The sequence below is a fragment of the Pseudomonas sp. 210_17 TE3656 genome (assembly GCF_054821965.1).
Genome location: NZ_JBTRBC010000001.1, coordinates 189349 through 212628, shown reverse-complemented (window position 1 = coordinate 212628; position 23280 = coordinate 189349). Strand labels below are relative to the sequence as shown.

Genomic DNA, 23280 nt, shown 5'->3' with positions numbered 1-23280 from the left:
CTTACCAGACACCTGTAGCCGAACCACCATCCACCGCCATGACGGTTCCGGTGACGAAACGCGAGTCGCTCAAGTAAAGCACAGCATCGACAACGTCCTGAGGAGTACCGATCTGTCCGGTCGGGGCCAGGGCCTTGAGCGCGTTGCGCACCTGCGGGTCATCGCCATGCAGTGGGGTATCGATGATCCCCGGCGCCACGCCATTGACCTGTACTTGCGCAGACGCCAGTTCCAGCGCCAGGGCGCGTACCGCCTGGTTCAAGCCGCCCTTGATCAGTACCGGCAGCAGCGCCGGCACCTTGGTATTGGGTTGCAGGGCGATGGAGGCGGTGATGGCGATGATCTGCCCGGCGCCGTTCTGTGTCATGTGCCGTGCAGCCGCCTGGGCGGGATAAACGAAGCCTTTGAGGTTGGTGTCGACGATGGCCTCGATGTCAGCCGGGGTGTACTCGGCCACTGGCTTGGCGATAAAGATGCCGGCATTGTTGACCAGCACGTCGACCTTGCCGAAGGCTTCAATGGCCTGGGCGAACAGTCTTTCAGCCGTTTGCGGCTGGGAAATGTCGCCTTCCACCAGGAGGAAATTTGCCGGATTGCCCAATTTATCCGCGGCTTCCTGCAAGCGCGCCAGGGTGCGGGCGTTGCCGACTACATTGTCGCCGCGCTCAAGGTAGGCTTTGGCGATGGCGAAACCCAGGCCGCTGGAAGCGCCGGTGACGATGACGGTTTTGCTGGCTTGCATGATTGATCTCTCCAAAAGGCCGGGCGGTAGGCCCGGTAGGTGGAGTTCACTGTAATTGGCAAGCTGCACTTGAAAAATGGTGCGTATGGAACTTGAATAGATACTCCATGTAACTAATCGAGCGACCATGACGCGCCTTTTCGATGATTTTCAACTGGGCAGTATCGAGCTGTTCTGTCTGGCGGCTGAAACCAGCAGTTTCACCGGTGCCGCAACCCAGGCCGGGATCACCCCGGCGGCGGTGAGCCGCTCGGTGGCGCGTCTGGAAGAACGACTGGGCGTGCGTTTGTTCGTGCGCACTACCCGCCAGATGCGCCTGACCGAAGGTGGGCGCCGATACTACGAACAATGCCGTCAGGCCCTGACGCAACTGGTCGATGCCGAGCGTGAGGTCAGCGGTTCACAGGTGATGCCGTCCGGTTTGTTGCGCATCAGCATGCCGACACCCTACGCTCATTATCGACTGCTGCCGCGCCTGCCGCTGTTTCGTCAGCGCTATCCGCAGGTGCGGATCGATGTGCACGTCAGCAACCGCAACATCGACTTTGCCGATGAAGGCTATGACCTGGCGATCCGCGGGCGCGAACCTGCCGATTCGAACCTGATCGCCCGCCGCCTGGAGGATGCCGAGCTGGTGGTGGTGGCGACACCCGACTACCTGCGGCGCGTGGGGACGCCCGGGACGCCGCAGGACTTGCTCGATCATGAATGCATCCAGTTCGAGCTGCCCAGCAGCGGTCGTCCCAGCACCTGGTCTTTTCGCGTTGGCGGTAAACCGATGGAGCTGCAAACCTCAGGTAGTTACACCTGTCTGGAGGACTTTCTGGCAACCGTCACCCTGGTGAAAAGCGGCGCCGGGTTGATGCAGGCCTATCGATTCACCGTGCAACAGGAACTGGACAACGGGCAGTTGGTGGAGGTGCTCAGCGACTTCGGCGGTGCCTCGCGACCGTTCATGCTTATCTATCCGCATGCCCGGCATGTGCCGTCGCGGGTCAGGGCAATGATCGATTTCCTGTTGCACAACGACGATACGCATTCATCACGCCCCAGCCATGAACCGGCAAGCCTGCTTTAATGAATCAGACCTTCGTGCCCCTGACTCACTTCACAGAGCATGCGCCCATGGAACGTCTCACTGCCAAAGACTTTGCCCCTGAACTGCTCGAACTCTATGACTACTATGCCCACGGCCAGATCAACCGCCGTGAGTTTCTCGACCGTGCAGCGGCTTTCACTCTGGCCGGGATGACCGCCAGTGCCTTGTTGGCCTCCTTGAGCCCCAACTACGCGCTGGCCGTGCAAGTGGCGGCCAACGATCCGGACATCATCGCCGAATATGTCACTTATCCTTCACCCAGGGGCCATGGTCAGGTCCGTGGTTATCTGGTGCGCCCGGCCAAGGTACAGGGCAAAGTGCCGGGGGTTGTGGTGGTGCATGAGAATCGCGGCCTGAACCCCTATATCGAAGATGTCGCACGGCGTCTGGCCAAAGCCGGTTTTGTTGCCTTGGCGCCCGATGGACTGACCTCGGTTGGCGGCTATCCGGGCGATGACGACAAGGGCCGTGCACTGCAGGAAAAGGTCGACCCGCAAAAGCTGATGAATGACTTCTTCGCCGCCATCGAGTGGTTGATGAAGAACGAACACACCACCGGCAAAGTCGGTATCACCGGCTTTTGCTACGGCGGTGGTGTGGCCAACGCGGCGGCGGTGGCCTATCCGGAGCTGGGGGCGGCGGTGTCTTTCTACGGACGTCAGCCGGACACCAAGGATGTCGCGAAGATCAAGGCGCCGGTGTTGCTGCATTACGGCGAGCTGGACACCCGCATCAATGAGGGCTGGCCAGCCTACGAGCGGGCGCTGAAAGCGACGGGCAAGACCTTCGAAGCCTATTTTTATCCCGGCGCCAATCACGGCTTTCACAACGACACCACGCCGCGCTACGACGAAGCGGCGGCGAAGCTGGCCTGGGAGCGGACCCTGGATTGGTTCCGGCGCTACCTGGCATAGCGGCTAACAGCTACACATCTGGATACAGTCGACGCTTTGCCAAACCCTCATCGTTCTGCTGGCATGTCCGCCTCAAACAGCAAGCCACGTCAGGAGACAGGCGATGAGAACCATGGTGGTAGGTGCCAGCAAAGGGTTGGGCAAGGCGTTGATCGAGGGCTTGGGAGAGGCCGGCGACACCCTGATCGGCGTGTCGCGCAGCAAGCCGCAAGGGCTCGGCGCTCAACCCGGAGTGCAGGTCCAATGGATTGCGGCCGACCTGACCCATCCCCGGCAAGCCGCGCAGCAGCTGGAGCAGGCGGTGGCTGAACAGGGGCTGGACACCTTGATCTACAACCTGGGGATCTGGGAACAGCGTGCTTTTGGCCCCGACTACGACTTTCTCGAAGATGACGAGGAGCAGATCGAAGCCATTGTCAGCTGCAACATCACCGCGACCCTGCTGGTCATCAAGCGCCTGCTGCCGACCCTGCTGCAAAGCACCCGCCCGCGTATCATTCTCACCGGCTCAACCTCTGGACTTGCCCGCAGCGGGCGTCCGGAAGTCACTTTCGGCGCGTCCAAGTTCGCCCTGCGAGGCATTGCCGATGCCTTGCGCGAGGGCTATCGCCAGCAGCACCTGGGGGTTACCTGCCTGAACCTGGGTTATCTGAACACCGATGACGCCCTGGCTATCCCGCGTGAGGTGGCTGAGCAGCAGGGTGAGGGGCAGTTGATCCCGGTACACGATGTGGTCCAGGTGGTGCGCATGGCCCTGAGCCTGTCGTCGGCCAGTTTTGTCCGGGAACTGACCTTGCCGGCGATACTGGACGAGCGCTTCTGACCTGTAGGAGCGGGCTTGCCCCGCGATAGCGGTTTGTCAGTCATATCGCTATCGCGGGGCAAGTCGAGACGTCGCACCGCCGCTCCCACAGGAGATCACCACTGATCCGTCCCTGCGCTCGCCAGTGCACGAAGCACTATCATGGATTGTTGCAACGCTACCAACGAGCGGGCCCCTTACCACCTAATGCAGTCATCCCGTGGCGTCGGACACGCTCGCCGCCCACTTTGCGGGAGACTCTGCCATGAAAGTCGTTGTGATTGGCGGTACCGGCCTGATCGGTACCCAGTTGTGCAACAACCTGCGTGCGACGGGGCATGCGGTGCTTGCCGCATCCCCGCAAACCGGCGTCAATGCCCTGACCGGTGAAGGTCTGGAGCTGGCACTGGAAGGCGCTGATGTAGTGGTGGATGTGGCTAACTCGCCGTCGTTTGAAGACAGTGCAGTGTTACGGTTCTTCGAAACCTGCGGGCGCAATCTGTTTGCCGCCGAAAAGGCCCGCGGAGTGAAGCATCACATCGCACTCTGCGTTGTGGGCACCGAGCGCATGCTGGAAAGCGGGTACTTTCGCGCCAAGATGGCTCAGGAGGAGCTGATCAAACACGCCGGTGTGCCCTATACCATCCTGCGGGCCACGCAGTTTTTCGAGTTCATGGGCGCGATTGCCTACTCCGGTGCCGACGGCAACTGTGTGCGCGTGACCACCGCTGCACTGCAGCCGGTGGCCTCATCCGACGTTGCCCAGGTACTGGCCGACCTTGTCGACAAGCCTGCGGCCAATCGCACTTTCGAGGTAGCGGGGCCTGACCGTCAGCCGCTGGACCAGTTCGTGCGCAGTTATCTGCAGCACCAACAGGACCCCCGCGAAGTGATCGCCGATCCCCAGGCCGCTTATTTCGGCGCACCGATCAATGATCGCTCGCTGACGCCCGACGTCGATGCGATCATCGGCGGCCTGCATTTCCAGACGTGGTTGAAAAACACACCTGTCCAACGCTGACACACAAGACCAGGAGAGCCCTATGCGCATCCAGTCATTGCTTGTGCTTGTACCTTTGATGGGCGTCACCGCCGTTCATGGCCAATCCCCGACAACCAGCGCGCCGCCGCCCACCGTTACCCCGGTGATGACCCATGCGCTGCCCGACTACCCGGGCAAGGAAGTGCTGATCCTGGAGGTGGCGTATCCGCCGGGGGGCGCCGACCCGGTGCACCGTCATGACGCGCATGGCTTTGTCTATGTGCTGGAGGGCTCGGTGGTCATGGGGGTGAAGGGTGGCAAGGAAGTCACCTTGATGCCTGGTCAGACCTTCCATGAAGGCCCGGCCGATATTCACACGGTCGGGCGCAATGCCAGCCAGGACAAGCCGGCGAAGTTTGTGGTGTTTCTGCTCAAGGATGCCGACAAGCCGGCGGTGCTGCCGGCGCAGTAGCATCGCGGGGCAAGCCCGCTCCCACAAGGTTGGGTTAACACTGTGGGAGCGGGCTTGCCCCGCGATCATCTCAACGCCGCCAGCGCTGCAGCAGATTATCCAGGCTCAGTTTCCCGGCCCCGTTGAGCATCAGCGGCACCAATGCCACCAGGTAGATCAACGGCAGCTTGTAATTGCCAAAGCCATGGTCACTGATCGAGTAGCCCTGCGCCAGCTCTGCCAGTCCCGACCAGTGCGCCGGCCAATGTACCGCGGCAATGGCCACCACGGTGACGATGAACAGCACCAGTGCAGAGAAGCGCGTCGCCAGGCCCAGCAACAGCAACAACGCGCACAGCAGTTCTGCCCACATCGACAGCTGCCAGTTGAAGCTGGCCGACAGCTGGTTGAACGGGAAAGGAAAGGCCGACTGGAGCTGTTCGAACCAGTTCTCGCCATTCCATTTTTGCCAGCCCGACTCGAAAAATTCCCAGGCCAGAAACACTCGCAAGGCGAGGTCGGCGCTCCAGGCACCAAGGCGATTCAGGGGCGCGAACGGGGTCGTGATAGCGGTCATGACAATTTCCTCGATCAGGACGCAAAGGCCGCTGCTGTGCGGCGCACACGCAGAGCCAGCTTGGCGGTGAGTTTGAGGGCAATGGCGGCGAACATTGTCGAGAAAGCCAGTACATACCAGGCGCCCATGGGAATGCGTTTGTAGAACGACAGGCAGAACACCAGGGCAATGACCCAGGTACCGACACTGTGCAGTTGCTTCCAGGCCCGCGACCCGAGCAGGCGCATCGGTGCCTTGAACGAGGTCAGGGTCAGCAACAGGATGAACAGGTAACCAAAGGCGCCGGGTAGGCTTGAAGTGACCGTGCGCCCAGCCCAGAAAAGCGCTGGAAACTGCTGCGAGTAGCGGTAGATCAACATCCCGTGCACGGTGTGCGAGAAGGCAAATGCCAGGCCCAGGTAGCGCCGCTCGCGCAGCAGCCGACGGGTCGTGTCACCCGGCAGCAGAATGGCCAGGGACGAGGCCAGGAAGGTCAGCAGAAACAAGGCGAGCGAGCTGCGGGCGGTGGCGCGGATAGCGCTGCGCAGGCCGTCCGCGCCCAGCGGCTGGGCGGCCAGGATCAGTGTGGTCATCGCCAGGGTCAACACGGCCAGCAGGCCGAACAGTTTCCAGCCGGAGGGCAAAGGGGGCAGTTTCATCAAGGGCTCCAGAGGCAGAGGGCACCGTCGGGGTGGCGGCGCCTTATCTGTCCGGGAGTGTTGCAAGGGCACTTATCTGCAGTGTGTCGGCCACTGCCAGTTATGTATCGCTATGTACTGAAAGCTTCAGACGCCACGCGCGGGCAACTCGATCTGTGCACACAGGCCACCACCGTCGCGATTGCTCAGGCTCAGGTTGCCGCCGATGGCCTGGGTCAGCTGATGGGCGATGGCCAGGCCCAGGCCGGTGCCGCCGGTGGTGCGGTTGCGCGAGCCTTCGACGCGGTAGAACGGCTTGAGCACCTCTTCAAGTTCATCGGCGGGAATGCCGGGGCCATTGTCCAGCACCCGGATCAGGGTGGTACGGCCCGCACCTGACTCCACTTCCAGTTGCGCGGCGCCGGCGAACTTGAGGGCATTGTCGATCAGGTTGACCAGCACCCGGCGCAAGGCATGCGGGCGGGTGTCGATCACCGCGCCGGTGCTGGCCTCAAGCAGCACCTGCTGGCCGCTGTCCTGGTAGTCGAGCACCAGGCTGTCGAGAAAGGCGTCGAGGTTGACCCGGCAACTGGCTTCGGTGCTGCCGTCGATGCTGCGCGCATAGGCTACGCCCTCGCGCACCAGGTGCTCCATGGCTTCCAGATCGCTCCAGAGTTTGTCTTTCTCGTGCGACGGGTCCATCACTTCGACCCGCAGCTTCATGCGCGTGATGGGGGTTTGCAGATCATGGGATATCGCCGCCAGCAGCTGCATGCGCTCCTTGAGGTAGGCGGCGATGCGCGCTTGCAATGAATTGAAGGCCACGGCGGCGTAGCGCACTTCGCGCGGGCCGCTTTCATCCAGCAGCGGGCCCGGTGCATTGGGGTCGAGGCTGTCGACGGCGTGGGCCAGGCGGGTCAGCGGGCTGATGGCGGTCTTCACCGCCAGCCATGTGCATAGCAGCAACAGCGCCAGTTGAATCAGCAACACCACCGGCAACCAGGTCGATAACGGTATCGGCGCCGGCGTGACATCCACCGTCAGCGGTTTGCCGTCGGCCAGGCGCAGGTGCACCTGAAAGTGCGGATTCGGGCCGGGGAGGTTGTTGAAAATCAACGGATACTGATGGCCGATGGCTTTGTCGATGGACTGGGCCGCCATCGGCGCGTTGGCCAATGACAACGGCTGACCCGGTTGGCCTTCATCCAGCCGGTAACGGTAGGTACGCCGTTCCAGGCGCGGCAGCCAGGCCTCGCGTTCCGCGGCGGGCAGGCGGTCGAGGATGGCTACCGAGGTGGATACGTCCTGTTCCAGGTTACCGAGCATCATCGAGCGTGAACTGATGTAGCGCTCGTAGAACTGAAAGCTGAACGACAAGCCATAGGCCAGCACCAGCCCGGTGAAAAAGATCAGTGCCAGGCGCGAGGCCAGGGTGCGCGGCCAGCGCAGCGTTGCACTCATGACTGCGGCTCGACCATGTGTACGGGGAGCGAGAACACATAGCCCTCACTGCGCACGGTCTTGATATAGGCCGGCTCGCGGGCGTCGTCCTGCAGGCGTTGGCGCAAGCGGCTGACCAGCAGGTCGATGGAGCGGTCGAAGATATCCGCTTCGCGGCCCTGGGTGAGGTTGAGCAATTGCTCGCGGCTGAGTACTCGCTGTGGGTGGTCGAGGAACACCCGTAGCAGACGGTATTCGGCGCCACTGAGGGCTACCAGGGTGCCGTCGCCGTCGAGCAGGTGACGGGCGGTGGTGTCCAGGCGCCATTGGCCAAAAGCGATCAAGCGGCTGCTTTCGCTGAGGGTCAGGTTCGGCGGCAGCATCCGCGTGCGGCGCAGCACGGCATTGATGCGTGCCAGCAGTTCGCGCGCCGAGAAGGGTTTGGTCAGGTAGTCGTCGGCGCCCATCTCCAGGCCGATGATGCGGTCGGTCTCATCGTTGCGCGCGGTCAACATCAGCACCGGGGTGGCCTTGTGTTTACCGGCACGCAGTTCGCGACACAGCAACAGGCCGTCGTCGCCGGGCATCATGATGTCGAGGACGATCAGGTCGACCACGTTGGATTCCAGAAAGGCGCGCATCTGCCGGCCGTCAGCGACGATGCTGGTGCGCAGCCCGTTCTTCTTCAGGTAGTTGCCTACCAGTTCTCTGATTTCGCGATCGTCGTCGACGATCAGCACATGATCGATATGATCCATGCCTGGCTCCTGTTCAAGCGCTTTGGCCTGAAGTGTACAGAGCCCGGTGGCGCTTGCCTGCCGGGGTTTGTATTGCAGTGTATCTGTTGTGCCGGCAGATACCTGAAGAGGCAATCCGGCGTGATCCAGACACATCGGCGATACCTTGGGCGCCTCAAATAGGTCTCAACGGGGAGGGCTGTTCCTCTCCGGCAGAGGGTGAGATTTTCACCCGGGAGACTCGACATGACTATCAAGACCCTGGCTCGCATCAGCCTGTTCGCCCTTTTCGGTTTCGGTGCCTTCAGTGCCTTTGCCGACAGCAGCATACCCGTGCAGAACTATCATTACGGCCAGCATCTGGACGTGAAGAAAGTCCTGTCAATCCACGAAAACAACAATGGCGAGGCCTGTGGCGTGGTCACCGCGAAGATGGACTACCTGGACTCCAAGGGCCAGCCGCACAGCCTGCAATACCAGACCTACGCCACCGGTGCCTGCCACGAAGGCGGTTAAGCACCCTCACGGAGAGAGCCGAGCATGTCATTGTTCACATCGCTGGGCGGCGCCTTGCGCCGCCTGAATCCAACCCGGAGCAAGGTTGGCATCGCCGCTGCGCTGGCCCTTTCCCTGATTGCTGTAGGCCTGGGCGGCCGCTTGCTGGCCGGTCCTTCGCAGCTGGACACCTTGGGACCCATGCCTGAATTGAGCGGCGCAGTGCAGTGGCTCAATTCGCCACCGCTGGATCGCGAAGCGCTCAAGGGCAAGGTGGTGCTGGTAGATTTCTGGACCTACGACTGCATCAATTGCCGGCGTAGTCTGCCGTACGTCAACAACTGGGCCAAGCGCTACGCCGAACAGGGCCTGGTGGTGATCGGCGTGCACACCCCGGAGTACGACTACGAAAACGACATCGACAACGTGCGTGGGCAAGTCGCCAAGCTGGGTATCGAGTACCCGGTGGCCATCGACAACCGTTATGCCATCTGGAATGCCTTCGGCAATCAATTCTGGCCGGCGCACTACTTTGTCGATGCCCGGGGCCAGGTACGCTTTGTGCATTTCGGCGAGGGCGCCTATGACACCCAGGAGCAAGTGATCCAGCAGCTGCTGGCAGAGCAGCGCGGGCTTGCCCCTTGATGCCGCCCAGCAATCAGGAGAGGAAGCCGCCGTCCACGTTCAATGCCACACCGGTGGTGTAGCTCGAGGCGTCACTGGCCAGGTACAGCACTGCACCGGCCATCTCTTTCGGGTCGGCCACGCGCTTGAGCGGGATCTGCTGCAGCGCGGTGTTGAGGATGGCATCGTTCTTGACCAGCGCCGAGGCGAATTTGGTGTCGGTCAGGCCAGGCAGCAGGGCGTTGCAGCGAATGCCGAAGGGTGCGCATTCCTTGGCGAAGACCTTGGTCATGTTGATCACCGCTGCCTTGGTCACCGAGTAGATACCCTGGAACACGCCTGGCGATACGCCGTTGATCGAAGCGACGTTGATGATGCTGCCGCCGCCGTTTTCGCGCATCAGCTTGCCGGCTTCGACCGACATGAAGAAGTAGCCGCGGATGTTCACATCGACGGTCTTCTGGAAGGCGCCAAGGTCGGTGTCCAGCACGTTGCAGAACTGCGGGTTGGTCGCGGCGTTGTTGACCAGGATATCCAGGCGCCCGAACTGCTCGCGGATAGCTGCAAACACGGCGTTGATCTGTTCCATCTCGCCGATATGGCAGGCAATCGCCGTGGCCTTGCCGCCGGCGGCGACGATGGCGTCGGCGACTTGCTGGCAGCCGTCGAGCTTGCGGCTGGAAACGATCACATGCGCGCCTTGCTGGGCCAGCAGGTGGGCAATCGCCTCGCCGATGCCGCGACTGGCGCCGGAAACAAAGGCGATCTTGCCGTCGAGGTCGAACAGTTGGGTCTTGGACATGGTCTTTTCCTTGTTGTAGTCGTCAGAGGCTGGACTTGGCGATGACCTGCAGGCTCATGTGCTCCAGCAGCTTGTTCATATGAATGAACTGGGCGAAGCGCTTGTCCTGGGTCTGGCCGTGGAAGAAGCGGTAGTAGATCTGCTGGACGATACCGGCCAGACGGAACAGGCCGTAGGTGTAATAGAAGTCGTAGTTGTCGATGCTGATTCCGGCGCATTCGGCGTAGTAGTCGACGAACTGCCGGCGGCTGAGCATGCCCGGGGCGTTGCTTGGCTGACGGCGCATCAGCTGCACCGGTGCCGGGTCGCTGGCTTCGATCCAGTAGGCCAGGGTGTTGCCCAGGTCCATCAGCGGATCGCCGATGGTGGTCATTTCCCAGTCGAGCACACCGATGATGCGCATCGGGTTGTCGGCATCGAGGATGACGTTGTCGAAGCGGTAGTCGTTGTGCACGATGGCAGGCTTGGGATGATCGGCCGGCATCTTTTCGCGCAGCCAGGCGATGACCTTTTCCCAGCGCGGCGCATCCGGGGTCAGGGCCTTCTCATAGCGACTGCTCCAGCCCTCGATCTGGCGCTGCACGTAACCTTCCGGCTTGCCCAGGTCGCCCAGGCCGCAGGCGTTGTAGTCCACCTGGTGCAGCTCGACCATGCGTTCGATGAAGCTCTTGCACAGCGCCTCGGTACGTGTGGCATCCAGGCCCAGCTCCGGCGGCAGGTCTGAGCGCAGGATGATGCCCTTGACCCGGTCCATGACGTAGAACTCGCCGCCGATCAGCGCCTCGTCGGTGCAATGCACGTAGGCCTTGGGGCAGTAGGGGAAGCCGCTGTTGAGCTGGTTGAGGATGCGGAACTCGCGCCCCATGTCGTGGGCCGACTTGGCCTTGTGGCCGAACGGCGGACGGCGCAGGACGAACTCGCGCTCGGGGTACTGCACCAGGTACGTCAGGTTGGACGCGCCGCCGGGGAACTGACTGATGTGCGGCGTGCCGCTGAGGCCGGCAATGTGCGCCTTCAGATAAGGGTCGATGACAGCGGCATCGAGTTCTTCGCCGGGGCGGACCTGGGTGGACTGATCGGTGAGCGTCATGCTTTTCCCTTATGATTGAAGCCAGTGACTATTGGCTAATCTAATTCTCGCGACAGGCCCGAACAAGTCTGGCACAGCCTTATAGGCCAGCGTGTTGCAGGTCGATCAACGCCCCTGATGGGTGACAGCCAGTGGGAGCGGGCTTGCCCCGCGATCGCGATCTCTCAGTCACATCGCATCGCGGGACAAGCCCGCTCCCACCGAAGAGCAGACGAAAAAAAACCGAAGCCGTTCAAGGCTTCGGTTTTGTCTGGCATCAGCGCAGGGCTCAGGCCGGGAACAGCTCGCTCAGCTTCATCGACAGCATCATGTCGCCTTCAACGCGCAGCTTGCCGCCCATGAACGCTTGCATGCCATCGGTGTCGCCGCTGACGATACCTTTGAGGGTTTCGCTGTCCAGCACCAGAGTGCAGTTGGCGTCGGCGTTTTCGCCTTCCTGGATTTCGCAGGTGCCATCCTTGACGATCAGGGCGTAGTGCTTGTCTTCGTCGGTGATGTTGAAACCGAACACCAGGTCAAGACCGGCAGCAGCGGCTGGGTTGAACTTGGCTTTCATCGCTTCGACGGCTTTTGCTACATCGCTCATGGTGTGTTCCTTATTAAGTGATTACGGCAACCGGTGAAGGCTGCCACGGGCCGGGACTCAACGGTAGGTGATGAGCTCCGGCACCTTCAGCAGCTGCACATGCGCTTGGCTGTTGAAGGAAGCCAGGGCCACCTCGCGGCCACGAAACTTCAGCTGGCTGAGCGAGGTGTTGATGATCTGCCAGTTCAGCTCGAAAGCCTGGCTGGCAGTGATACGGGTAACCAGGTGGAGCAGGGCGGTGATCGTGCCACCCGAGGTGAAAATCGCAATGTTGTCGCCGTTGCCGGCCTGTTGCAGCACCCGCTGCAGGCCTCCGTCGACACGCTCGACAAACCCCTGCCAGGATTCCAGGCAGTCACTTTGGTGCTCGCCGCCGTGCCAACGCTGGATAAGCAGTGCGAACAGACGCTGGAACTCGGCGCGGTTTTGCGCCCCGTTGCGCAGGATATGCAGCGCTTCAGGCTCTTGTGGCAACAAGCCGGGCAACAGACTGCGGATTACGGCGTCGGCATCGAACTCGTTGAAAGCGGCATCGGTTTCCAGCTGCGGCACGTTGCAGCCGGCGTCATGCATGGCGGCCAACGCCAGGCGCGCGGTATCTTGCTGGCGGCGCAAGTCGCCAGCCAGGCAACGATCCAGGCGTACCCCCAGCTGTGCCAGGTGTTCGCCGAGTGCTTCGCTCTGGCGTATGCCCACCGGCGAGAGGACGTCGTAGTCGTCTGCACCGAATGAGGCCTGGCCATGTCGAATCAGGTAGATACTGCCCACGTCGTGCGCCTGCGCTAAGAATGAGGCCGAGGTTAGGATGCCGCTGGCGGGCTGTCAACGAAAAAACATACAAGCGTTTGAAAAGAGCGTTTGAACTGCATTGCTGGAGATTTCCTACGCTGGCAGGGGCAAGGCCGCGTCGGTATGCTTGACTATCGGTTCGCGCCGTTCGGGCGCCGGCATGTTAAGGAGTTACTGTGGAGTTTCTTGCAGAGTACGCAAGCTTTCTCGCCAAGACCGCGACCCTGGTGATCGCGATTCTGGTTGTTCTTTCGGCGATTGCCGGTTTGCGTGGCAAAGGCCGGCGCAAGGCGGGTGGCCAGTTGCAGGTCAACAAGCTCAACGAGTTCTACAAGGACTTGCGCGAGCGCCTGGAAAGCAGCCTGCTGGACAAAGCCCAGCTCAAGGCCCTGCGCAAGCAGCAGGCCAAGGCGCAAAAGCAGCAGAAGAAAACCCCCGAAGACAAACCGCGGGTGTTCGTGCTCGATTTTGACGGTGACATCAAGGCTTCGGCCACTGAAAGCCTGCGTCACGAGATCACCGCCGTGCTGAGTCTGGCGACGCCGCGCGATGAAGTGGTGCTGCGCCTGGAGAGCGGCGGTGGCATGGTTCACAGCTACGGTCTGGCCGCTTCGCAGTTGGCACGTATTCGTCAGGCGGGCATTCCGCTGACCGTCTGTATCGACAAGTTTGCGGCCAGTGGCGGCTACATGATGGCCTGCATTGGCGACAGGATCGTCAGTGCGCCTTTTGCCATTCTCGGTTCGATCGGCGTGGTGGCGCAGTTGCCTAACGTCAACCGCCTGCTGAAAAAGCATGACGTCGATTTCGAAGTGTTCACTGCCGGCGAATACAAGCGCACCGTGACGGTGTTTGGCGAAAACACAGAAAAGGGTCGGGAAAAATTCCAGGAAGACCTGGACGTCACCCACCAGCTGTTCAAGGATTTCGTCTCGCGCTATCGCCCGCAGCTGCATATCGACGATGTGGCCACCGGTGAAGTGTGGTTGGGCGTCGCCGCACTGAACAAGCAGCTGATTGACGAGCTCAAGACCAGTGACGAGTACCTGGGCGACCGCGCACGTGAGGCGAATCTGTACCACTTGCACTATGCCGAACGCAAAAGCCTGCAGGAGCGGGTAGGGCTGGCGGCCAGCGGTTCGATCGAAAACACTTTGCTCGGGCTCTGGAGCAAGCTCGGCCAGTGGCGTTGAGCAATATGTAACACCACGGCATAGGGGGAACTCGGGTTTCCTGCGGGTCCAACTGACCACGGGAGCCCCCCTATGCTGACTTCTCAATCAATCTCGGTCCCTGGCCTGCATGGCCGCTTTTTAGTCGACCGCCTGCCGGACTGGCTCAAGCATGCCACTGTCGCCGACCTCAAGCGCTGGCGCGAAAGCCAGCGTCCGGCCCAGTTGAATCCCTCCGGTTCCAGCGCCTGGTTTTTTGATGCAAGCGAAGAGGCACGCCAGGCGTTGCTTGACGCCCAGCAAAGCAGCCGTCGCTCAGTGCGCGATTTGGCCATGGCATTGAAAAACTTTCAGGGCCTGGGCGCCTTCGCCGAGCCCTTGCTCAAGGACAAACTGAAAGCCGACCTGGATGTCGAACTCGACGTCAACACCACCGAACTGGTGGAGATTCATCAAGAGTCTGTACTGCTGGGTAGCATGCTGCGGAACAAACCACGCCAGCAAAGCCTGCTTCAGGCGGCAATGCAGAATTTTGCCGCCGACAGCGAATTTCTGCCGGGCAGTGCCTTGGCCGCCAAGGGAGATTTTCTGCTGGAGCTGGCACCTGGGCAAGAAGGTGCTTACCCGCGCTTTCAATACCGCTATACCCGTCAGCTGGACATCGAACCCGCGCGCTTTGCCACCTTGTGTCATGAGCTGGATCTGGGCGGCAAGTATCAGACGCACTTGAGTGAAGTGTTCGAGGCCGCTTCGTCTAAGGCCACCGTTCGTACGCTGTCGATCAACGCCTACAAGGACAATTTGCGCCTTGTTGTGCAAACAGCGGTGATGAAGGGCGAAATTTCTGACTCGGTTCAGAAGATGTTCAACGACTTGCTCAATGGCGAGCGAGCTCCGCTTCTGCATGGCGAACCGGTCATCTGCCAATCGCTGAGCATGTTCCAGTCAGCGCTTGATGGCGTACTGGTGTTCAGTGCCAATCGGGTTACCAGCGACAAGGTCGAGCCGATTGTCGTCTACTTGCCAGGCGCACCGCTGTACCCGCTCAAAGAGTACGCCTCAGTGGCAGCGTTCAAGCAGGACCTGCGAACAAACCTGCTGACGTCTGCTTACCTGGAGCTGTTTCGTACCTTTGTGCCCAGGCATGAGCAAGAGCATTTCTTCAAGCTACTTGATGAGGCGCTGTATGACCGCAGCCTTGATGCCGGCGGCCAACTCAAACCGAAGGCCAATCTGCACCTGCGTGATGTGGCGATTGAAAGTGAGTTGTTTGGCTATGTACAAGACCAACTGCTCAAACGAATCAAGGCCAATGCCCGCGACCTTGCCGTGCCCAGTGCGGAGGTCGATGAGGCGGCGAAGAAGCAACGCCTGGCTTACTGGGAAAACATTGGTTTCAACGCGCTCAATGCCGCTGCGTTCTTTGTGCCTGTGCTCGACACAGTCATGGCGGCGGTCGCCGCTGGGCAACTGGTCAAAGAAATTGTCGACGGGGCCCATGCCTGGGAGGCCGACGAGCTGGATGAAGCGTTGGCCCATTTTGAGTCGGTGGCACTGAATGTCGTCCTGGCGGTCGGCTTGGGTGCCGCAGGCCATGTTGCCGCGCCGTTGCAGGCAAGCGAGCGTGTGGACAGCCTGATACGTGTCACCTTGCCCAACGGCAAGCAGCGCTTGTGGACGCCTGACCTGACGCCCTATGCCCGCAAAGTCGAACTGACAGACATCGCCCCGAATGACAAGGGGGTGTACCGCCTTGATGGCAAATCCTACATCCGCATCGACGGGCAGGTTTTCGAAGTATTCGAAGACGCTGACGGTGCCTGGTCGATCCGCCACCCGGATGACCCCGATGCTTATCAGCCGGCCCTCAAGCATAACCAGGAGGGCACCTGGCAAGCTGTCGGTGAGCAACCGCTGCAATGGAGCCATGAAAAACTGCTCAGCCGTATTGGCGTTGCAGCAGAGGGATTACCTGCTGAGGTGCTTGAGCAGGCCGTGCGCATCAGTGGCGTTGACGATGATGTTTTGCGACGCATGCACCTGGATCAGTTACCGGTGCCGCCATTGCTCAAAGAAACACTAAAGCGTTTTCAGATTGACCGTCGGGTAACCCGCCTAATCGAAAGCTTGAAGAAGGGTGTGCCCGGCGTGCACGGTCTGGGCCTGGAGCCAAGCCTGAGCCAGAAGTTGCCTCGCTGGCCGCAACGGGTGATCGAGGTCTATGACGAGATCACTCCGGACAAAGCGCCTGTTCGCTATGGTGCCACGCAATGGCCTAACGGTCGTGCGATTCGCATATCGAAAAACGAGTTATACGCCAACAAGCTGGCTGAAAAGGTGTTGGCGGACTTGAACGAGACCGAAGCCCTCGAACTGTTCGGGTCGAGTGTCGAGACAGATAAGCGACTGGAGGTTTTGCGTACACTGATTGCAGATCAGGCGATAAAACGTCGTGCCAATATTTTCAAGATTATGTACGAGCATCAACCCACGCCTCGCTCCGTTGAACAGGAACGTCTGTTGCGCGACTTTCCCACGCTGACTGACGCTGCTGCGCTGGAGATCGTACAGGCCGCTGACGCCGCAGAACGCCTGCAGTTGCAAGCCAGTGATGGTCGTGTGCCGTTGCGTCTGGCCGAAGAGGCCCGGAAGTATCAACGCCAGATTGTCCTGAGTCGGGCAATACAGGGGGTGCATGAAGCCACCCTGACAACGCTGAATAGCGATCGTCTAGCCTTGGGGCTGTTGACTGAGCTGCCGGGCTGGACCGGTACGGTTCGTCTGGAGATGCGCAAAGGCAAGTTGTCTGGCGACGAGCTGGCTAGTGTCGGCGAGGCGGGGGGCGAGCTTAAAACATTAGTGCGCCAGGGGGAGCGCTATACCGTCTTTGACGCTCAAGGGCTTGAACTGAGCAAGGATCAGGACATTATCGTCTCCTTGCTCAAGGCCTTGCCCGATAGCGAGCGAAGGGCGCTGAAACTCGATATCCATGCCACGCAAGCGTTGCGCTCCAGCTTGTATTCGCTTGCTGTGGAAGATCGCGCGAGGGCGGCGAAACTGCTCGGCCAGCAGCCTATCAGACCCTGGTTTCGCTCACCCTTGCGCCTGGCTGATGGCCGTGTTGGGTATCCCTTGGGCGGATTAGGGCGAAATTTGGTCCTCAAGGCAAAGCTCAGGTCAATGTTCCCGAGGTTGGAGAGCGCGGAGCTTGACGAGCTCATTCGCTCCTATCAGCCGCGCAACGAGACGTTGGAAGATGTTGTTCTCAGGCTTGAGACCGAACGAAGAGTACTCCAGGCAACCCTTGATGAGTGGGTCGAGGCCAGTGCAGGTCCCTTTCAGCGTGTTGCTCGCGCAAGAACCAGGGGGCAATTGGTGGACGCCTGGCGTCGACTAGGTGGTGACCGAAGATCGGAGTTGAATCTGCAAGAGCGGGATACTGGGCATCTTCCTGTATTGACGGCGCGCTTCGAGCATATCCGAAGTTTGAACATGAGCCGAATGAACCTGCAGCAAATGCCCACGGTGTTCCTGGAGTGCTTTCCCAGGCTGCAAAACCTGTCGTTGGAAGGTAATCCGTTGGGGGTTATTCCGCCTGATATCAGCGCATTGACTGGCCTGCGCTATTTGAGTTTGAGAGAGACCCAGCTGATCAGCAGCGATACGATATTTGAGGCGTTGAGGCCATTGGTAAACCTGCAGCGGCTGGAGTTGCAAAGCAGCGGACTGGGTAGTATCCCGGATGCGGCGCTGGAAACGCTGGCCAGTTTGCCTGCATTGAGCCATCTGAGCTTGCGTTACAACCCGGTGAATTTGACTAGCGAAGGCTTGGCAGCCCTGGCTCGTTTACCCCTGCAGGAGCTGGATTTGAGCAGGACCGGGCTGGAGCTGGATGAAGCAGGTGCCCAGGTCTTCTCAAGGTTTGTCCGCCTGCAGCGTTTGAGGTTAAGCGGCAACCACTTGAGGCGCTTTCCCGAGCTTGGCAACCTTTTGCAACTGCGGCATTTGGAACTTCAGAGGTGCGGGTTAAGTGAATGGCCCGCCGAGTTGACCACGCTGATGAACCAGAATCCCTATGAGCTGCGAATAGTCGACCTCAGTCGCAACCAGATCGAGGCGTTGCCGGACCTGGCCGCCACGCGTTTTGGCGCTGGTCTGCGCGACAATTCACATGCTGCGCAGGGGTTGAATCTGAACTTCAATCGGCTGGACGCCGCGAGCATCGCCCGCCTGGAAGTAATCAGGGTAGGGTTCGAGCCTGAAATCGTCGTACAAGTACAGCCTGAAATTGCCGTACCCGTACAACCTGAAGATCCCTGGCTGCGGGGCGCAGCTCAGGCGCAACGCGACCTCTGGCACGACCTGTTCCAGAATGACGGGCACAAGGCACTGCGTGAAATGCTTGACCGGCTGGCCTTGTCCAGGGAGTTCCAACGCAATGGGGCGGATGTGCGCGAGCGGGTGTGGTCAATGCTCCAGCTTGCCTCGGATCACACGCAGCTAAGAGAGGAACTGCTCGAAATTGCCGAAGCTTTTCCGGTTACCTGTGGCGATGCCGGTGCCGATGCTTTCAGCGCCCTGGAAATTGCAGTACTGGTGTTTGAACGAAGCCAGGAAGCCATCACTGCTGAGCGCGGTGCCGAGTTGCTGGCTTTGTACAAACAGTTGTTTCGTCGCCATGAAGTCCAGCGCATGGCCGATGTACTGTCATTGGCTCGCAAGCAGCGGCGTCGAGCCTTGCTGTCGAACAGTGCGCTGACCCCACTGGATCCGCTGGATGACATCACTGATGCCATGTTGAGGCGTAACGAAGTCGACGACATTGAAATTCGACTGGCCTTGCGCCAGCAGCTGGCGAGTGGGCTGGATTATCCGGAGCCTTCCAGCGGCATGCTTTATCAGGACTTTGCCAATCTGTCGCCGCAGACGGTACAGCGGGTTAAAAGTGCTGTCTTGGCGAGTGATACGGTCGCCAACCGGCAGGTATGGATGGTCGAGGATATCAATTGGACGCGGTACCTGGAGCAGCGCTACGCGTCGCAATTCGATAGTTTCCGGGTGATGTGGGCCGAGGGGCAGGAGTACCTGGACTTCTGCGTTGGTGCGTTCAACGAGGGACCTGAAGCGCTCGATAGTGAGGTGTTGACGTTCCTGCGCACTGTGTTGGGCGCAGAACCCATGAACGCAGAGGGTACGTTGCAAAAGATTGTAATCAACGATGGGCAGTACCAACAGGCGAGCAACGCTCTGAAAAGCGCCAGGAAAGTTGCCGAGGACGCGCTGATACTGAAGTTGACACGGGCTACAGAGGTTGAGCCTGAGGTGTGACAAAAAAACTAGGCCCCGCATGCGGGGCCTAGTTTGTTCAGCGGCGACGGAACAGCGGTTGCGGTTCGTCGGTTGCGGCCTGGTAGGTCACCGAGAAGTCCTTGAGACTTTCCAGCGCTTCAACCGGGTCTTTGTCGGCCCGCAGGGCGAAGGCGTCGAAACCGCAGCGTTTCATGTAGAACAGCTGGTCGCGCAGCACGTCGCCAATGGCGCGCAGCTCACCGGTGAACTTGTAGCGATCACGCAGCAGACGCGCATTGGAGTAGTTGCGCCCGTCAGTGAAGGCCGGGAAGTTCAGGGCGATAACCTGGAACTCGTTGGCGACGTGGCCGATCTCTTCGGCCTCTTCGTCGGCATCCAGCCATACGCCCAGGCCGCCGTCGCGGGCCTTGAGCATATGGCCGTGTTCACGCCACAACTGCAATGGCACGATGTAGTCGTCGCAGTTGGTCACTTCGTCGATGTTGAAGTCCTTGGGCAGCAGGTGCCAGGTTTCGTCGACGATTTCGTTGTTCTTAATGATTCGCTGCATAGACGCGTTCCTTGAAAGGGTCGATGCCAATACGCTGGTAGGTGTCGATGAAACGCTCGTCTTCGGTACGTTTTTCAACGTAGACGTCAATCAGCTTCTCGATCACATCCGGCATGGCGTCCTGGGCAAAGGAAGGGCCGAGGATCTTGCCCAGGCTGGCGTCGCGGCTGGCGCTGCCACCGAGGGAGACCTGGTAGAACTCTTCGCCTTTCTTGTCCACCCCGAGAATGCCGATGTGGCCGACGTGGTGGTGACCACAGGCGTTCATGCAGCCGGAGATGTTCAGGTCCAGTTCGCCGATGTCGAACAGGTAGTCCAGGTCGTCGAAACGGCGCTGGATGGCTTCGGCAATCGGGATCGACTTGGCGTTGGCCAGCGAGCAGAAATCGCCACCCGGGCAGCAGATGATGTCGGTCAGCAGGCCGATGTTCGGCGTGGCGAAACCGTTTTCACGCAGCTCCAGCCACAGGGCGTGCAGCTGGCTCTGCTCGACATCGGCGAGGATGATGTTCTGCTCGTGAGAGGTGCGCAGCTGGCCGAAGCTGTAGCGCTCGGCAAGATCGGCGACGGCATCGAGCTGTTTGTCGGTCAGGTCGCCAGGGGCGACGCCGGTAGGCTTGAGCGACAGGGTCACGGCAACGTAGCCAGGCTTTTTGTGCGCCAGGACGTTGCGGGTGCGCCAGCGGGCAAAGCCTGGGTGCTGTTGCTCGAGTTCGCTGAAGTCGAGGTTGTCCAGCGCCTTGTAGTCCGGGTCGACGAAGTGCTTGGCCACGCGCTGCACTTCGGCTTCGGTCAGCGTGCTGCTGCCGCCGCGCAAGTGGACCATTTCGGCCTCGACCTTCTCGGCGAAGACTTCAGGCGTGAGCGCTTTGACCAGGATCTTGATCCGCGCCTTGTACTTGTTGTCGCGACGGCCATAGCGGTTGTATACCCGCAGGATCGCGTCCAGATAGCTGAGCAGGTCCTGCCACGGCAGGAACTCATTGATGAAGGCACCGACCACCGGGGTGCGGCCCAGGCCGCCACCGACCAGGACACGGAAACCCAGTTCGCCGGCGGCGTTGTACACCGGCTCCAGGCCGATGTCGTGCACTTCGATGGCCGCACGGTCGCTGCTCGAGCCGTTGATCGCAATTTTGAACTTGCGTGGCAGGTAAGCGAATTCGGGGTGGAAGGTGGTCCACTGGCGAACGATCTCACACCATGGGCGTGGGTCGATCACTTCATCGGCAGCGACACCGGCGAACTGGTCGGTGGTGACGTTGCGCAGGCAGTTGCCGCTGGTCTGGATCGCGTGCATCTGCACGGTGGCCAGCTCAGCCAGAATTTCCGGGATGTCTTCCAGGGCAGGCCAGTTGTACTGCACGTTCTGCCGGGTGCTGATGTGGGCATAGCCCTTGTCGTAGTCGCGCGCGATCTTCGCCAGCATCCGAGTCTGGCGCGAAGTCAGCTGGCCATAAGGCACGGCGACCCGCAACATCGGGGCAAAACGTTGGATATAGAGGCCATTTTGCAGGCGCAGGGGGCGGAACTCTTCTTCGCTCAGCTCACCGGCCAGGTAGCGGCGGGTCTGATCACGGAACTGCTTTACGCGGTCCTCGATGATCCGCTGATCGTACTCGTCGTATACGTACATAGGGGTCCTGTTCTCAAGCTGCTTGCAGCTAATCGCGCGCACGGCCGCGCACTCCCTAAACGGAGCGAAGGAAAGATAGCAGTTTGCGTTTATGCGCAAAAGTGATGTTTTTGCATATGAAAAGAACCATTCGGACTAAGTGAGACTGACTGGCATTTCGCCGTTCGACCCTCTGCGGTGTTTATAATCAATGGTTTGAATAGCAGGAGCGAATCCGCATGCTCAAGGCCTTGTGCCAAAGCCTGTGCCTGAGTCTGCCGCTGGCTGCCAGCGCGCAGGCCGCGTCGGTGGTTTTTCTCAATCCGGGCTATTCCAACGAAACCTTCTGGGTCAGCTATTCGAACTTCATGCAGGCCGCCGCCAAGGATCTGGGCATGCAGTTGCGCATCGAATACAGTGAGCGGCAACCGCAACTGGCGCTGAATCAGGCGCGGCAAGTGCTTGAAGGCAAGCAGCGTCCTGATTATCTGGTGCTGGTCAATGAGCAGTACGTGGCTCCCGAAATCATTCGCTTGTCACGGGGGAGCGGGGTCAAGCTGTTTCTGGTCAATAACGGTCTGACCCAAGACCAGGCCGAGTTGATTCGCGCTAACCCGGACAAGTACCCGCCAATGCTTGGCACGTTGGTGGGTAACGATGAACAGGCCGGCTACCAGATGCTCAAGGAGCTGATTGCCCTGCACCTGCGCGACGGCTCGCAGCGACCGATCGAGCTGCTGGCGTTTTCCGGCCTCAAGACCACTCCCGCCGCGCAGTTGCGCGAGCAGGGTATGCGCCGGGCCCTGGCCGAACATCCGCAAGTACGCTTGCGTCAGGTGGTGTATGGCGGCTGGGGTCAGCAACGGGCTTATGAGCAGGCGCAGCAATTGTTGAAGCGCTACCCGAAGATCGAACTGGTCTGGTCGGCCAACGACGAGATGGCCTTTGGTGCCATGCAGGCGTTTGTCGAAGCCGGCCGCACGCCCGGCAAGGATGTCCTGTTCAGTGCCGTCAACAGCTCCCCGCAAGCACTGCAGGCGCGAATCGACGGCCGTCTCAGCGTGCTGATGGGCGGGCACTTCTCTCTGGGTGGCTGGGCCATGGTGTTGCTGCACGATGATGCGCTGAATCTGCCAATTGATCGGGATGGACAACGCGATCACCAGGTGCCGGTGCTGCAGTTGATTGATCCGGTACGTGCCCGGCGCTGGTTGAGTCTTCACGGTCAGGCCGACTACGGGCTGGACTTCAACCGTTTCAGCGCTCAGGGCCATCCTGCCGAGTACCGCTATCCATTCCTCAGTGCACCGGTCAAATATTGAAATAGCCCTGCTTGAGCAAAGGGCATTGCTGGACTTTACTGCTACGGGTGACATGCATTCCCATAACCACCAATAAGAGGCAATGCAATGGGAAACTCGACCAAAGCGGGTAAGAGTGACAGCAGTGTCGATGCCTGGGCGATACTCTGTCTGATCGTCCTGGTTGTTGTGACCGCGGTGTATTGGGTCAGCCACCAGTAATATCACGCGATGGGCAATCATGAACCGCCCGCAGAATGGACATCTGCGGGCGGATTGCGTTTCAGCGCGCGGTGAGGTGCATGGCCAGTTGCACCAGCCCCACCAGTACCAGAATGAAGATCAAGGTGAAGACGGTGCCCAGCGCAATGAAATGGCTGGCCTTGCCGTAGGTGAAGTCGCGGGCGCGGTTCTTGCCGCTTTGCACGCCGAACGCCGCCGCCAGAATGCTTTGCAGCATCTGCCAGAAAGTTGGGGGTTTGCCTTGGGCTGGGTCGTCCATGAGGGGCTCCTGGGTATAGGGCATCCCCACTAGTGTAGACCGTACTGGCCCCATCGCCGGCAAGGCCGGCTCCCACAGATTGG

At 60.4% G+C, this 23280-nt stretch carries 22 protein-coding genes; 10 read left to right on the top strand and 12 right to left on the bottom strand.

Translation table 11 applies throughout. The features are described from left to right. Window position 1: 1 nt before the first annotated feature. Window positions 2–742: an SDR family NAD(P)-dependent oxidoreductase gene (locus ACVI9W_RS01020; RefSeq protein ID WP_038616661.1), complete on the bottom strand. Its 741-nt coding sequence runs from the start codon at window positions 740–742 to the stop codon at window positions 2–4. Between the two features lie 127 nt (window positions 743–869). Between ACVI9W_RS01020 and ACVI9W_RS01015 the strand changes: the two genes are divergently transcribed. From ACVI9W_RS01015 to ACVI9W_RS00995, 5 genes are all read left to right on the top strand, one after another. Beyond that, window positions 870–1820: a LysR family transcriptional regulator gene (locus ACVI9W_RS01015; RefSeq protein ID WP_461528883.1), complete on the top strand. Its 951-nt coding sequence runs from the start codon at window positions 870–872 to the stop codon at window positions 1818–1820. A gap of 47 nt (window positions 1821–1867) precedes the next feature. After that, window positions 1868–2755, top strand: a complete 888-nt coding sequence (yghX, locus tag ACVI9W_RS01010) for a YghX family hydrolase (RefSeq protein WP_461528882.1) — start codon at window positions 1868–1870, stop codon at window positions 2753–2755. A gap of 103 nt (window positions 2756–2858) precedes the next feature. Beyond that, window positions 2859–3578, top strand: coding sequence for an SDR family oxidoreductase (locus tag ACVI9W_RS01005; protein ID WP_461528881.1), 720 nt, complete (start codon window positions 2859–2861; stop codon window positions 3576–3578). Window positions 3579–3822: 244 nt separating this feature from the next. Then, window positions 3823–4578 (top strand): SDR family oxidoreductase, encoded by a 756-nt coding sequence (locus ACVI9W_RS01000; RefSeq protein WP_461528880.1) that lies wholly within the window; start codon window positions 3823–3825, stop codon window positions 4576–4578. Between the two features lie 22 nt (window positions 4579–4600). Continuing rightward, on the top strand, window positions 4601–5011 hold the full coding sequence (locus ACVI9W_RS00995; RefSeq protein WP_422416638.1) for a cupin domain-containing protein: 411 nt from the start codon (window positions 4601–4603) through the stop codon (window positions 5009–5011). Window positions 5012–5081: 70 nt separating this feature from the next. Here ACVI9W_RS00995 and ACVI9W_RS00990 read toward each other — a convergent pair whose 3' ends face one another. The 4 genes from ACVI9W_RS00990 to ACVI9W_RS00975 all read right to left on the bottom strand — a co-directional run bounded on the left by ACVI9W_RS00990 (window position 5082) and on the right by ACVI9W_RS00975 (window position 8382). After that, window positions 5082–5567: an HvfX family Cu-binding RiPP maturation protein gene (locus ACVI9W_RS00990; protein ID WP_461528879.1), complete on the bottom strand. Its 486-nt coding sequence runs from the start codon at window positions 5565–5567 to the stop codon at window positions 5082–5084. Window positions 5568–5581: 14 nt separating this feature from the next. Further along, a complete protein-coding gene (locus tag ACVI9W_RS00985) occupies window positions 5582–6205 on the bottom strand; it encodes a ferric reductase-like transmembrane domain-containing protein (protein ID WP_461528878.1) in 624 nt (207 codons plus the stop codon). Between the two features lie 126 nt (window positions 6206–6331). Then, complete coding sequence (locus ACVI9W_RS00980) at window positions 6332–7633, bottom strand: sensor histidine kinase (protein WP_461531772.1); 1302 nt, start codon at window positions 7631–7633, stop codon at window positions 6332–6334. 8 nt (window positions 7634–7641) lie between these two features. Further along, window positions 7642–8382 carry a response regulator gene (locus ACVI9W_RS00975; RefSeq protein ID WP_422416643.1) on the bottom strand — a complete coding sequence of 247 codons (741 nt, stop codon included), beginning with the start codon at window positions 8380–8382 and terminating at the stop codon, window positions 7642–7644. A 225-nt stretch (window positions 8383–8607) separates the two neighbouring features. On the opposite strand from ACVI9W_RS00975, the gene ACVI9W_RS00970 reads away from it, so the two are divergent. Next, on the top strand, window positions 8608–8877 hold the full coding sequence (locus tag ACVI9W_RS00970; protein WP_038611538.1) for a DUF2790 domain-containing protein: 270 nt from the start codon (window positions 8608–8610) through the stop codon (window positions 8875–8877). A gap of 24 nt (window positions 8878–8901) precedes the next feature. After that, entirely contained in the window at window positions 8902–9501 is a 600-nt protein-coding gene (locus ACVI9W_RS00965) for a thioredoxin family protein (RefSeq protein ID WP_461528877.1), read from the top strand. A 13-nt stretch (window positions 9502–9514) separates the two neighbouring features. On the opposite strand, the gene ACVI9W_RS00960 is transcribed toward ACVI9W_RS00965, so the two are convergent. The 4 genes from ACVI9W_RS00960 to ACVI9W_RS00945 all read right to left on the bottom strand — a co-directional run bounded on the left by ACVI9W_RS00960 (window position 9515) and on the right by ACVI9W_RS00945 (window position 12726). Further along, entirely contained in the window at window positions 9515–10282 is a 768-nt protein-coding gene (locus tag ACVI9W_RS00960; RefSeq protein ID WP_191833542.1) for an SDR family oxidoreductase, read from the bottom strand. A gap of 22 nt (window positions 10283–10304) precedes the next feature. Next, window positions 10305–11372 carry a phosphotransferase family protein gene (locus tag ACVI9W_RS00955; protein WP_461528876.1) on the bottom strand — a complete coding sequence of 356 codons (1068 nt, stop codon included), beginning with the start codon at window positions 11370–11372 and terminating at the stop codon, window positions 10305–10307. A 268-nt stretch (window positions 11373–11640) separates the two neighbouring features. After that, complete coding sequence (locus tag ACVI9W_RS00950) at window positions 11641–11958, bottom strand: SCP2 sterol-binding domain-containing protein (RefSeq protein ID WP_028941938.1); 318 nt, start codon at window positions 11956–11958, stop codon at window positions 11641–11643. Between the two features lie 57 nt (window positions 11959–12015). Next, on the bottom strand, window positions 12016–12726 hold the full coding sequence (locus ACVI9W_RS00945; RefSeq protein WP_461528875.1) for a histidine phosphatase family protein: 711 nt from the start codon (window positions 12724–12726) through the stop codon (window positions 12016–12018). A 197-nt stretch (window positions 12727–12923) separates the two neighbouring features. On the opposite strand from ACVI9W_RS00945, the gene sohB reads away from it, so the two are divergent. Next, window positions 12924–13940 carry a protease SohB gene (gene sohB, locus ACVI9W_RS00940; protein ID WP_461528874.1) on the top strand — a complete coding sequence of 339 codons (1017 nt, stop codon included), beginning with the start codon at window positions 12924–12926 and terminating at the stop codon, window positions 13938–13940. Between the two features lie 204 nt (window positions 13941–14144). Continuing rightward, on the top strand, window positions 14145–19247 hold the full coding sequence (locus ACVI9W_RS00935) for an NEL-type E3 ubiquitin ligase domain-containing protein (protein ID WP_461528873.1): 5103 nt from the start codon (window positions 14145–14147) through the stop codon (window positions 19245–19247). Window positions 19248–19284: 37 nt separating this feature from the next. Here the strand turns inward: ACVI9W_RS00935 and ACVI9W_RS00930 are convergent, their stop codons facing one another. After that, the gene (locus ACVI9W_RS00930) at window positions 19285–19779 is read right to left on the bottom strand and encodes a DUF934 domain-containing protein (protein ID WP_038611520.1); all 495 of its coding nucleotides are present in this window, start codon (window positions 19777–19779) and stop codon (window positions 19285–19287) included. Next, the gene (locus ACVI9W_RS00925; protein WP_461528872.1) at window positions 19763–21415 is read right to left on the bottom strand and encodes a nitrite/sulfite reductase; all 1653 of its coding nucleotides are present in this window, start codon (window positions 21413–21415) and stop codon (window positions 19763–19765) included. Before ACVI9W_RS00925 ends, ACVI9W_RS00930 begins: the two co-directional genes overlap by 17 nt. A gap of 218 nt (window positions 21416–21633) precedes the next feature. Between ACVI9W_RS00925 and ACVI9W_RS00920 the strand changes: the two genes are divergently transcribed. Beyond that, window positions 21634–22716: an ABC transporter substrate-binding protein gene (locus ACVI9W_RS00920; RefSeq protein WP_461528871.1), complete on the top strand. Its 1083-nt coding sequence runs from the start codon at window positions 21634–21636 to the stop codon at window positions 22714–22716. A 262-nt stretch (window positions 22717–22978) separates the two neighbouring features. On the opposite strand, the gene ACVI9W_RS00915 is transcribed toward ACVI9W_RS00920, so the two are convergent. Continuing rightward, a complete protein-coding gene (locus ACVI9W_RS00915) occupies window positions 22979–23197 on the bottom strand; it encodes a DUF2970 domain-containing protein (RefSeq protein ID WP_038611512.1) in 219 nt (72 codons plus the stop codon). Between the last annotated feature and the right edge of the window lie 83 nt (window positions 23198–23280).